Below are 11,981 nucleotides of genomic sequence, written 5' to 3'. Positions count from 1 at the left end.
GAGGTGAGTGGTTCTAACAATAGGTATCTGAATGAAAAAACTATTTTCAGCGAAACTTTTCTCTGCGCTTGTTTTAAGCTTTTCTCTCTTCTCTACTGCACACGCCGCGTCTCCTAAAGATGAATTAAACAAACGCCTATCGATGAACGATGGCTTCAGTGCGGATTTCTCACAACAGGTGATCAGCCCTGAAGGCGAAACAGTGATGGAAGGGGAAGGCACGGTTGAAATCGCTCGTCCGAGCCTGTTCCGTTGGAGCACAACATTCCCTGATGAAAACCTATTGGTTTCTGACGGTAAAACTTTGTGGTACTACAGCCCGTTCATCGAGCAAGTGAGTATCTACTGGCAAGAACAAGCAACAGAGCAAACGCCATTTGTTTTGTTAACACGTAACCGCGCAAGTGATTGGGATAACTACAAGATCTCCCAAAAGGGTGACCAGTTCACGCTTATTCCTACTGCGGTAGACTCCACACAGGGGCAATTTCAGATTAATATTGATGCCAAAGGTGTGGTGAAAGGCTTCAACGTGGTTGAACAAGACGGTCAGAAAGGCTTGTTCACCTTTAATAACGTGAAGCTTGGAAAACCAAAAGCAGACAGATTCACATTCACTATTCCTAATGGCGTGGAAGTGGATGACCAAAGGAATTAATTGGTAGTGAGCAATTACACATTAGATTTCTCGGGGGACGAAGATTTTCGTCCCCTTGCTGCTCGTATGAGACCGGAAACGATCGAACAATACATCGGACAGCAGCACATTTTAGGTCCTGGCAAGCCTTTACGTCGCGCGTTAGAGGCGGGTCATATTCACTCGATGATCTTGTGGGGACCTCCAGGCACTGGCAAAACGACATTAGCGGAAGTGGCTGCAAACTATGCTAACGCAGAAGTTGAGCGTGTGTCTGCGGTGACGTCTGGCGTGAAAGAAATCCGTGCTGCAATCGAGAAAGCACGTGAGAATAAAATGGCGGGTCGCCGCACCATCTTATTTGTGGACGAGGTGCATCGCTTCAACAAGTCTCAACAAGACGCGTTTTTACCGCATATCGAAGATGGCACCGTTACCTTTATTGGTGCGACGACAGAAAACCCATCGTTTGAGTTAAACAACGCATTGCTGTCACGTGCGCGTGTGTACAAGTTAACGTCTCTCGATAAAGATGAAATCTCACTGGCGCTGAATCAAGCGATCAGTGACAAAGAGCGTGGGCTGGGTAATACGCCTGCACACTTCGCTGATAACGTATTAGATCGATTAGCAGAACTGGTAAACGGTGATGCACGCATGTCTCTCAACTACCTTGAGCTGCTCTACGACATGGCAGAGGATAATGCGCAGGGCGAAAAAGAAATCACGCTTAAGTTGCTTGCGGAAGTAGCAGGGGAGAAAGTCTCTCGCTTCGATAACAAAGGCGACATTTGGTACGACTTAATCTCTGCTGTACACAAGTCGATTCGTGGCTCTAACCCTGATGCCGCGCTTTACTGGGCTGCACGTATGATCGCAGCAGGTTGCGACCCTTTGTACATTGCTCGCCGCCTACTGGCGATTGCCTCTGAAGATGTGGGTAATGCTGACCCTCGCGCAATGCAAGTGGCACTTTCCGCTTGGGATTGCTTTACTCGTGTTGGTCCGGCAGAAGGTGAGCGCGCTATTGCACAGGCGATCGTGTACTTAGCATGTGCGCCAAAAAGTAATGCGGTATACGTGGCGTGGAAACAAGCGCTCACAGATGCTCATAATTTGCCTGAATATGAAGTGCCTCATCACCTTCGAAATGCACCGACCAGTTTGATGAAAGACATGGGTTATGGGGCAGAGTATCGTTACGCGCACGATGAGCCTGGCGCTTACGCCGCAGGTGAGCAATATTTGCCGCCTGAAATGGGTGATCGTAGGTACTATCAGCCGACAAATCGTGGTCTAGAGACCAAAATCGGCGAAAAGTTAGATTACTTGGCTACTTTAGACGCAAATAGCCCACAAAAGCGCTATGAAAAGTAGGCGTTTTTGGATACATTTGTTCAGTAAATTTTTTTAACGCGCACGCCTTGGAAAGTGCGCGTGATTTCACAACAAAAAGCATAGGATTAACAATGCTGGATTCTAAATTACTTCGTACAGAGCTGGATGAAACAGCTGCTAAACTGGCGCGTCGTGGCTTTAAGCTAGACGTAGAGACTATTCGTAAACTTGAAGAACAACGTAAGTCCATTCAAGTAGAAGTAGAAAATTTACAATCCACGCGTAACTCCATCTCCAAGCAAATCGGCCAAAAAATGGCGGCTGGCGACAAAGAAGGCGCAGAAGAGATCAAGAAGCAAATCGGTACTCTAGGTAGTGATCTTGATGCGAAGAAAGTTGAACTTGAGCAAGTAATGGCTCAACTAGACGAATTCACGCTTTCTGTACCAAACATCCCTGATGATGAAGTGCCAGATGGTAAAGATGAAAACGACAACGTTGAAATCTCTCGTTGGGGTGAGCCTAAGACTTACGACTTCGAACTAAAAGACCACGTTGACCTAGGCGAAATGGGTGGCGGTCTAGACTTCGCAAGCGCAGTTAAAATCACTGGTGCACGTTTCATCGTGATGAAAGGCCAATTTGCTCGTCTACACCGTGCAATCGCTCAGTTCATGCTGGATCTTCACACTGAAGAGCACGGCTACACAGAAATGTACGTACCTTACCTAGTAAACTCTGACAGCCTATTCGGTACTGGTCAGCTTCCTAAGTTTGGTAAAGATCTTTTCCACACTGAGCCACTAGTAGAAAAAGTAAACGACGAAGAGCCACGTAAACTGTCTCTAATCCCTACGGCAGAAGTACCTGTAACGAACCTAGTTCGTGATACGATCTCTGACGAAGCGGATCTACCACTTAAGATGACAGCTCACACACCATGTTTCCGTTCTGAAGCAGGTTCTTACGGTCGTGATACTCGTGGTCTGATTCGTATGCACCAGTTCGACAAAGTTGAGCTAGTACAAATCACTAAGCCAGAAGATTCAATGAACGCACTAGAAGAGCTAACAGGTCACGCTGAGAAAGTTCTACAACTTCTAGAGCTTCCTTACCGTAAAGTGGTTCTATGTACAGGTGACATGGGCTTCGGCGCTCGTAAGACTTACGACCTAGAAGTGTGGGTTCCTGCTCAAGAAACTTACCGTGAGATCTCTTCATGTTCTAACATGTGGGACTTCCAAGCTCGTCGTATGCAAGCGCGTTTCCGTCGTAAAGGCGAGAAGAAACCTGAGCTTGTACACACGCTAAACGGTTCTGGTCTTGCTGTAGGTCGTACCATGGTTGCTATCCTAGAAAACAACCAAGAAGCAGACGGCCGCATTGCAATCCCTACAGTACTTCAGAAGTACATGGCGGGCGCAACGCACATCGGTTAATTCATTAACCACTAGAACACAAAAAACCCAGCCTTAGTGCTGGGTTTTTTGTTATCTGCGTCGAGTGAAAATACGTTGTTATGTAATTAGCACACGCATTAGTGACGAGCTCGCCCAGAATCTGGCAGTACGAGATAAATGATATTTTTCTTAGCGGTTTTTCACGTGACAAGCTAACGTCCTCATCTGTCTTTGTTGTGAAATGTTATGCCAGTAAATCACCTTTTATTACGTGTTATTTTTGCGCTTACCTTGTTCGTTTTCGGTAGGGTTATCGCAAACGAACTTATCCCACCTCAATACTTAGATAGTGAGCGAACAGACCGCTTTTTCGCGCGCGAAGTAGCGAAACCTTCCAAAGAAAATATGCAACTTCGTAACTCGCTCGATTGGGGCTATGAACTTGAATTGAGACGTGCGTCTGGTGACACAAAATTGGTGTCTAATTGCAAAGATTTAGCTAATGCAAGCTCAGCGGGTTTTACTGCGGCTAAAGCTTATGAATACGGTGCGTTTAAAGCGTATTTAACGCAGTGCCAAACATGGAGTGAGATGGCAAAGTTAGCTGCCTCTAAGTGCTCATATATATCGAAATTTAAGTTAGATGATCGCTTTCCTAGTTTAGCTCCAAGTGCGCTTGCTTTTGTTATTTCTAACGAAAGCGCTGAGAAAGCAAAGACACTATTAACGTGGGATGAAGCGGACCGTATCCAAAGAACTCAGGTCGCCAGTCCAGTGAGAGCAGAGTACTTCGACGCGACCGATGGTTTTCAAGTCATTACGATTGTGGCAAAAGGGGATTACAACGCTGACGGAATCGAGGATATCGTTATTGAGAAAAAGAATAGCGTACTCAGTGGCTCGTATTCTTCTTCACACGGCTATGTATTAACTCGCATGTCTGAGCAAGCGCTGTTTACTGTGTTGGCTGAATGGTAATGAAACGATTGGCGGTTATTTGTTTTTTAGGGGTTGCCATGGTGAGTACGTTTGCTGTCGCTGATACCTCGCCTAGAAAAGTCTTTGAATGTTCAGTAAACCAAACTATGAACTTTAGTATTTCGATAGAACAAGGCAAAGGCGAGCTTATCTTTAATGAGTCCATTGATAATCGAAGTCGGCTTTCTCAATGGATAAGACCTCAAGATTATCACGTTGAACACTATCACCGAGCCTTGGTCGATGAGAAGTCACTGGAATTTAGTATTGGTGAGCGCGTCATATTAGTCAGTGAGTACTTTAGCGAGGAGTTTAATGAGGTAGAGAAGATACTCAGTGTTACTTTGAGAGAGCCAGAGCAAACGCAATATTATGAGTGTGAGGAAGGGAGTATGAGTAACCTTGCATTGCTTTTTCAAGAGAGCAGCGATTAACCGATGACATAAGAATTATTACCAATACGTAATAGTGTTTTCTTATAAGCCCTAATTATCTTGTTATTTGTAACCGATATAATCATCCACCTTACCACGGTAAGTAGATTTTCTCATTCAAGTAACGAGGAGGGCTTATGGCCGTAGGGTGGGCAAACGACGATAGCGTCAGCCAACAAATTCAACATACCATCGACGACGAGATTTCCCGTGTTCGTGGCAATATCAAACAGGGCGAAAGTGCTCATTATTGTGATGAATGCGGAGATGAAATTCCTGAAGCGCGTCGAATAGCCATGAAAGGCGTTCGTTTATGTATCGAATGTCAGTCAACAATCGAATTGGTGTCTCAACGCCAAGCGTTATTTAATCGACGAGCGAGTAAAGATAGTCAACTTCGATAGCTTTACTGCTCTAATAAATAACGAGACGGTTTGAGTCTCATACTCAAACCGTTTCCATGTTGAATTGAACTATGAAGCGAAGCAGTCTTTACGTTGTAACGCAGCATCAATCGCATTCACTAACTTTTCAATATCTTCTGGCTTGCTAATAAATGGCGGCATCATATAAATCAGTTTGCCAAATGGACGAATCCAAACACCGTGCTCAACAAACAGTGCTTGGATGGTTTCCATATTCACTGGGCAGTGTGTTTCTACAACGCCAATGGCACCCAACCAACGGGTGTTTTTAACCAAGTCGTATTTTTCCAGTTTTGGCAGTAGTTCAGAAAACAACGTTTCAATTTGCTGGGTTTGTAGCTGCCAGTTGCCTTGTTCTATCAATTCTAAACTTGCGGTGGCCACGGCGCAGGCGAGCGGGTTACCCATAAAGGTTGGGCCATGCATGAAACAACCAGCATCACCACCACAAACGGTATCCGCAACGTGTTTGCTCGCTAGGGTCGCAGAGAGGGTCATATAACCGCCAGTGAGTGCTTTGCCGACACACAAAATGTCTGGTTGAATGTCTGCATGTTCGCAGGCAAACAATTTGCCGGTACGCCCAAATCCGGTTGCGATTTCATCTGCAATCAATAACAAGCCGTATTTGTCACAAAGCCTACGCACACCTTTGAGAAATTCTGGATGGTAGATACGCATACCGCCTGCGCCTTGAACGATCGGCTCTAGGATCACCGCAGCGAGTTCTTGATGATGCGTTTCAATCTTGTGCGCAAAGTCGGCAAGATCTTCCGGCTTCCATTCATCCCAATAGCCACAAGTAGGTGACTGGGCAAAGATATGCTCAGGCAAAAAACCTTTGTAGAGAGAGTGCATGGAATTATCAGGATCGGTGACCGACATAGCCGCAAAGGTGTCGCCGTGATAACCGTGTCGCAAAGTCAGAAACTTCGGTCGGCGTTCGCCCTTCGCATGCCAATATTGCAGTGCCATCTTCAAGCTGACTTCTACGGCAACGGATCCAGAATCAGCCAGAAAGACATGTTCTAGGTTGCTTGGTGCAAGGGCCAATAGCTTTTTGCACAAACTTATTGCTGGCTGGTGGGTAATCCCGCCAAACATCACGTGAGAGACTTGGTCGATTTGCAGGTGAGCCGCTTGATTTAAGTGCGGGTGGTTGTAGCCGTGGATCGTTGACCACCAAGAAGACATACCATCGACAAGCTCTGTCCCGTCTTCCAATTTAATCTGGACACCACTTGCCGATGCCACTGGGTAGCAGGTCAGAGGTGTCAACGTCGAAGTGTAGGGATGCCAGATGTGCTGGCGGTCGAAGGCGAGATCCATGTGCTATTCCAATAGTAACTAAGATTAAAAAATAAACAGATGTAAACTTTGCTGTTTGGTGTTGTGTTGACAGTTTATCGAGACTCAGTAGACTGTCAACACAACAAAAAAAGTGACTAAAGGAATACACGTGGAAGTTCGTCATAACTGGACGCATGCTGAAGTGCGCGATCTCATGGAAAAACCGTTCATGGATCTGCTATTCGAAGCACAGCTTGTTCATCGTCAATACCAACAAACCAACCATGTTCAAGTAAGCACGCTTCTTTCGATAAAGACAGGTGCTTGTCCGGAAGATTGTAAGTACTGTCCTCAGAGTGCTCGTTACACCACAGACATAGAAAAAGAGCGTCTGATGGAAGTAGAACGCGTACTCGACGCTGCACAAAAAGCGAAAAACGCGGGTTCTACTCGATTCTGTATGGGCGCAGCGTGGAAGAACCCTAAAGAGCGTGATATGCCGCACTTGACCGACATGATCAAAGGCGTGAAAGGCATGGGTTTAGAAACGTGTATGACGTTAGGCATGTTGACGCCAGACCAAGCAAAGCAACTGGCAACTGCAGGTTTGGATTACTACAACCACAATCTAGATACTTCACCTGAGTTCTACGGCAACATCATTACCACACGTACCTATCAAGACCGTTTAGATACCTTGTCTCACGTTCGTGATGCCGGCATGAAGATTTGTTCTGGTGGCATTATTGGTATGGGTGAGAGTGCCAATGACCGAGCGGGCTTGCTGGTTGAATTAGCTAACTTGCCAGTGCACCCTGAAAGCGTGCCAATCAACATGTTGGTTAAGGTGAAAGGCACACCACTGGAAGAGGTGGACGATGTTGAGCCGTTCGATTTCATTCGCTTGATTGCGATTGCACGTATCATGATGCCTCAATCAGCGGTTCGTCTATCGGCTGGCCGTGAAAACATGAACGAACAAATGCAAGCGCTGTGTTTTATGGCGGGTGCAAACTCAGTCTTCTATGGCTGCAAACTTCTGACCACGCCAAACCCTTCTGAAGATAAAGACATGATGTTGTTCAATAAGCTCGGCATTAACAGCCAAGAAGTGTCTCAAAAACCTGATGAAATCGAAGAAAACGAGTTGCTGGATCGCGTTGTAGAGCGTGTTGCTGCTCGTCCAACAAAAGACGACCTTTTCTACGATGCCAGCGTTTAAATCTCGTATCGAGTCCGCCCTTGCCGATCGTAAAGCGCAGGGGCTGAATCGTTCGATGAATGTGGTGTTTTCCGGCAACCAATCGATTTTGGAATACGAAGGCAGACGCTACATCAACTTCTCAAGTAACGACTATTTAGGCTTGGCCAATGACCAAGCGCTTGTTCGTGCTTGGCAGCAAGGCTTGAGTGTATACGGCAGCGGTAGCGGCGCCTCTCCAATGGTGACAGGCTTTAGTGCGGCGCACAGCAATTTAGAAGCGGCATTGACCGAATGGCTGGGTTACGAACGGGCAATCCTGTTTGGTTCTGGGTTCAGTGCCAATCAAGCGTTGTTATTCACCTTGCTAGAAAAATCAGACGTACTCATTCAAGACCGTTTGAACCATGCTTCTTTGATGGAGGCAGGTATGTTGTCGCCAGCTAAAATGAAGCGCTTTAAACATAACGACATCGAGCACCTAAAATCGCTGCTGAATAGCGAAGACAATCATCTGGTCGTAACTGAAGGGGTATTCAGTATGGACGGGGATTGTGCACCACTTGCTGATATCGCAGAAGTTACAAGCAGCCACGATGCTTGGTTCGCCGTCGATGATGCACACGGTATTGGCGTCCTTGGTGAATCCGGTGGTGGTTCTTGCGAGCTGGCTACAGTTAAGCCTGAGTTGTTGATCGTTACTTTTGGCAAAGCTTTCGGTATGTCCGGCGCGGCTATCTTATGTGACCACGCAACGGGGGACTTTTTAACTCAGTTTGCTCGTCACCATGTGTATTCAACGGCGATACCGCCAGCACAAGCTTATGCGTTGACTCATGCAGTCTCGATGATTCAAGAGCAGTCTTGGCGACGCGAAAAGCTTACGGAATTAAATGAAGTATATCGAGATGGTCTTCAAGATCTCGACGGTTTTGTCGAAACCCAAACCTCGATTAAGCCCTTTATGATTGGTGAATCTGAACTGGCTTTGCAGGTTGCAAGTGCTTGTCGACAGAACGGCATTTGGGTGACTGCTATTCGTCCACCGACGGTACCTAAAGGAACATCTCGTCTTCGAATTACGCTCACAGCCAATCACACCAATGAGCAAGTTAAAACGCTTTCAATGGCATTGAAGCAAGCATTAGGAGCGCTGTAATGGATAATGCAGAAAATATGACATTGGAAAGCTTTTACCAAGACAAAGAAGCGATTGCCTCTTCGTTTGGAAAAGCAGCAGAAACGTACGACAAACACGCGGCGTTTCAGCGTGATGTTGGACATCGCTTGCTTGATAAACTTCCTGAAAACTTAACGGGAAAACGCGTCTTAGATTTGGGGTGTGGTACAGGCTACTTCTCTCAACTGCTCCAACAACGTGGTGCAGAAGTGGTTTGCGGCGATATCTCTCAAGCGATGTTAGATAAAGCGCAGCAGCGTTGTGGTACACAGCAAATGCAGTACCAAATAGCTGATGCCGAAAACTTGCCATTTGATGATGAGAGCTTCGATTACGTTTTTTCAAGTTTGGCTTTGCAATGGTGTGTGGATTTAAGTTACCCGTTAAGAGAGATTCGTCGCGTCTTAAAGGTAGGAGGGACGGGGTGTTTCTCAACATTAGCCGATGGCTCACTTTATGAGTTGCGAGAGGCGTGGTCAAAAATTGATACATATCAACACGTGAATAACTTTATTACCCACAATCAGGTAAAAATTGCGTTAGCGCAATCTTGGTGCCACAACCATCATCTAGACTTGACCCCCATCACAGTTTGGTACGATTCAGCGTTTTCTGTCATGCGTGATCTCAAAGGCATTGGTGCAAATCACGTAAGCGGGCGCTCACATGGTCTGACGAGTCGTCGCACCTTGTTGCAAGTTGAGCGCGAGTACCAAGCATTTAGAAACGATCAAGGTCTTCTACCTGCAAGTTATCAGGTTTGTTTTGGAGTCATAGTTAAATGATTGATGCATTTTTTATTGCTGGTACGGATACTGATGTAGGAAAAACGGTAGCGTCTAAAGCTATTTTACAAGCACTTGGCGCGAAAGGGCTTAACACCATTGGTTACAAGCCAGTGGCTGCGGGAAGCGACAAGACGGCGGAAGGTTGGCGTAACTCGGATGCATTGCATCTGCAGAAAGCGGCAACACTAGATATCGCGTACGACGATGTAAACCCATACGCTTTGGAATTACCCGCTTCTCCTCACATCGCCGCTAAGCACGAACATGTAGAAATTAAATACGAAGTACTGAGCGAAAAATTGGCTCACCATAAAGAGCAATCTGACATTGTTCTTGTGGAAGGTGCTGGTGGTTGGCGTGTGCCTGTATCTGATACAGACAGCCTGTCGACATGGGTACAGCAAGAGCAGCTTCCGGTAGTTCTGGTTGTAGGTATCAAGCTGGGTTGTTTGAGCCACGCACTGTTAACGGCAGAGATCATCAAAGCGGATGGTTTGAATCTCGTTGGCTGGGTAGCGAACCGTGTTAACCCAGGCACAGAGCACTATGCAGAGATCATCGATATGCTGGAAGATCGTTTAGATGCTCCAAAACTTGGTGAGATCCCATACATTCCAAGTGCGAAGCGTAAAGATCTAGGCAAATACATTAACGTTGAGCCGTTGCTAAACGCATAAAGGCTTCGCGATTCGATAAATACAAAAAGGGCTGCACAATGCAGCCCTTTTCTCATGTAAACTTTTGTGTCTAATCGTAAGATCCGACGCTCAGTTTATTTCTCTTGGCTAAGCCCCATCAAAGCTTGCTGTGTTTCAGCAACGCGCTTTGACATGTGAGCGTCAGTTGAAATACCAAGTTGTTGTTTTGCCTCATCCTCTGAGATACCTAGATGACAACAAAGTAGATCGATAGCCATTTGATAGTCGTTAGTTTCTACCATGATTTTTCCCTCAAGACATGGAAGTTTTTTGGAACTGCTTTATTGTCCTTAAAGCTCGCCCCGTTTCGTTCATCTAAGCTGAATCTAGCACGTACAGATAGTCGCACAATAAGACCAAAGTCTATACTGGCGCTAAGATACTGTTTTTAAGCGGGTAAAATGTTTGTATTATTTCAGTCTCGAAAACAAATGTTGCAATTTATTGCTTAACCTTGTTTTTATCGCGGATAGACTATATCTATAACGCAACGGAGCACGAAACTAAGCGGGACTAGCTTTCTAAGCGTTCTGTTACTTATAAAAAACCTGTTCCATATAATAATCCGTTTTGAAAAAACGATAAGCTTCCCCGGAGAAAAGTAATGAAGCGAATTATGTTATTCCTAGCAACTAACCTAGCAGTCGTGCTAGTGCTTAGTGTTGTTCTGAATATTGTTTACGCTGTAACTGGAATGCAGCCAGGCAGTCTGTCTGGTCTACTTGTCATGGCCGCCGTGTTTGGTTTTGGTGGCGCGTTTATCTCACTAATGATGTCGAAAGGCATGGCACTGCGCTCTGTGGGTGGCATGGTCATCGAAAGTCCTCGTAACGAGACAGAGCACTGGCTTCTTGAAACAGTTGGTCGCCAAGCTCAGCAAGCGGGTATTGGTATGCCAACGGTCGCGATTTACGAAGCGGCAGACATCAACGCATTCGCAACAGGCGCAAAGCGTGACGATTCATTGGTTGCTGTTTCTACAGGCCTTCTACACAACATGACTCGCGATGAAGCAGAAGCGGTACTAGCGCACGAAGTGAGTCACATTGCGAATGGTGACATGGTTACCATGACGCTAATGCAAGGTGTGGTGAACACCTTTGTTATCTTCCTATCACGTTTCATTGCCAACATCGTTGCTTCTAACGATGATGAGGAAGGCCAAGGCACCAACATGATGGTTTACTTTGGTGTGTCTATGGTGCTTGAGCTGGTATTTGGCTTCCTAGCAAGCTTCCTAACTATGTGGTACAGCCGTCACCGTGAATTCCATGCAGATGCTGGTGCAGCCCAGCTAGTGGGTAAAGAGAAGATGATTGCTGCGCTAGAGCGTTTGAAAATGAGTCACGAATCGCAACTGGATGGCACAATGATGGCATTTGGTATCAACGGTAAGCGTTCGATGACTGAGCTTCTAATGAGCCACCCACCGCTAGACAAGCGTATTTCGGCACTACGTAGCCAACAATACTAATCGTCAAATAGGCTGGACTAATTGTTCAGTAACTAAATTTAATATCCTGAAAAGGCTTGGTTTTTTGACCAAGCCTTTTTTTGTGCCCATTGATCGCTAGTGGATCTCGTCACGTATCACTTTACAGAAACAAAGTTA

At 46.0% G+C, this 11,981-nt stretch carries 13 protein-coding genes; 11 read left to right on the top strand and 2 right to left on the bottom strand.

The features are described 5' to 3' along the window. Window positions 1-31 precede the first annotated feature (31 nt). The 6 genes from lolA to KHO06_RS11825 all read left to right on the top strand — a co-directional run bounded on the left by lolA (window position 32) and on the right by KHO06_RS11825 (window position 5,191). Window positions 32-658, top strand: coding sequence for an outer membrane lipoprotein chaperone LolA (gene lolA / locus KHO06_RS11850; RefSeq protein ID WP_005431005.1), 627 nt, complete (start codon window positions 32-34; stop codon window positions 656-658). Next, window positions 659-2,014 (top strand): replication-associated recombination protein A, encoded by a 1,356-nt coding sequence (locus tag KHO06_RS11845; protein ID WP_038889531.1) that lies wholly within the window; start codon window positions 659-661, stop codon window positions 2,012-2,014. It begins immediately after the preceding gene. Between the two features lie 92 nt (window positions 2,015-2,106). After that, on the top strand, window positions 2,107-3,414 hold the full coding sequence (serS, locus tag KHO06_RS11840; RefSeq protein ID WP_045378081.1) for a serine--tRNA ligase: 1,308 nt from the start codon (window positions 2,107-2,109) through the stop codon (window positions 3,412-3,414). 207 nt (window positions 3,415-3,621) lie between these two features. Further along, the gene (locus tag KHO06_RS11835; RefSeq protein WP_212581632.1) at window positions 3,622-4,353 is read left to right on the top strand and encodes an ATPase; all 732 of its coding nucleotides are present in this window, start codon (window positions 3,622-3,624) and stop codon (window positions 4,351-4,353) included. Beyond that, on the top strand, window positions 4,347-4,787 hold the full coding sequence (locus tag KHO06_RS11830) for a hypothetical protein (RefSeq protein WP_212581631.1): 441 nt from the start codon (window positions 4,347-4,349) through the stop codon (window positions 4,785-4,787). The genes KHO06_RS11835 and KHO06_RS11830 overlap by 7 nt, the downstream gene beginning before the upstream one ends. Before the next feature lie 137 nt (window positions 4,788-4,924). Further along, a complete protein-coding gene (locus tag KHO06_RS11825) occupies window positions 4,925-5,191 on the top strand; it encodes a DksA/TraR family C4-type zinc finger protein (RefSeq protein WP_012127608.1) in 267 nt (88 codons plus the stop codon). A gap of 69 nt (window positions 5,192-5,260) precedes the next feature. Here the strand turns inward: KHO06_RS11825 and bioA are convergent, their stop codons facing one another. Next, window positions 5,261-6,541: an adenosylmethionine--8-amino-7-oxononanoate transaminase gene (bioA, locus tag KHO06_RS11820; protein WP_212581630.1), complete on the bottom strand. Its 1,281-nt coding sequence runs from the start codon at window positions 6,539-6,541 to the stop codon at window positions 5,261-5,263. Between the two features lie 130 nt (window positions 6,542-6,671). Here bioA and bioB point away from each other — a divergent pair, with 130 nt between their 5' ends. The 4 genes from bioB to bioD are packed head-to-tail and all read left to right on the top strand — an operon-like array spanning window position 6,672 to window position 10,348. Next, window positions 6,672-7,724 (top strand): biotin synthase BioB, encoded by a 1,053-nt coding sequence (gene bioB / locus KHO06_RS11815; protein WP_005378222.1) that lies wholly within the window; start codon window positions 6,672-6,674, stop codon window positions 7,722-7,724. Next, on the top strand, window positions 7,711-8,862 hold the full coding sequence (gene bioF, locus KHO06_RS11810; RefSeq protein WP_212581629.1) for an 8-amino-7-oxononanoate synthase: 1,152 nt from the start codon (window positions 7,711-7,713) through the stop codon (window positions 8,860-8,862). Before bioB ends, bioF begins: the two co-directional genes overlap by 14 nt. Further along, entirely contained in the window at window positions 8,862-9,668 is an 807-nt protein-coding gene (gene bioC / locus KHO06_RS11805) for a malonyl-ACP O-methyltransferase BioC (protein ID WP_045368499.1), read from the top strand. Before bioF ends, bioC begins: the two co-directional genes overlap by 1 nt. Next, the gene (gene bioD / locus KHO06_RS11800) at window positions 9,665-10,348 is read left to right on the top strand and encodes a dethiobiotin synthase (protein ID WP_038889525.1); all 684 of its coding nucleotides are present in this window, start codon (window positions 9,665-9,667) and stop codon (window positions 10,346-10,348) included. The genes bioC and bioD overlap by 4 nt, the downstream gene beginning before the upstream one ends. 95 nt (window positions 10,349-10,443) lie before the next feature. On the opposite strand, the gene KHO06_RS11795 is transcribed toward bioD, so the two are convergent. After that, window positions 10,444-10,611, bottom strand: a complete 168-nt coding sequence (locus KHO06_RS11795) for a hypothetical protein (protein WP_010449198.1) — start codon at window positions 10,609-10,611, stop codon at window positions 10,444-10,446. A gap of 362 nt (window positions 10,612-10,973) precedes the next feature. Between KHO06_RS11795 and htpX the strand changes: the two genes are divergently transcribed. After that, entirely contained in the window at window positions 10,974-11,843 is an 870-nt protein-coding gene (htpX, locus tag KHO06_RS11790; RefSeq protein WP_005528841.1) for a protease HtpX, read from the top strand. Window positions 11,844-11,981 lie beyond the last annotated feature (138 nt).

The organism is Vibrio sp. B1FIG11 (assembly GCF_905175335.1).
GTDB lineage: Bacteria > Pseudomonadota > Gammaproteobacteria > Enterobacterales > Vibrionaceae > Vibrio > Vibrio campbellii.
Note: the sequence above shows the minus strand (reverse complement) of the source record. Positions and strands in the feature narration are given on the sequence as shown.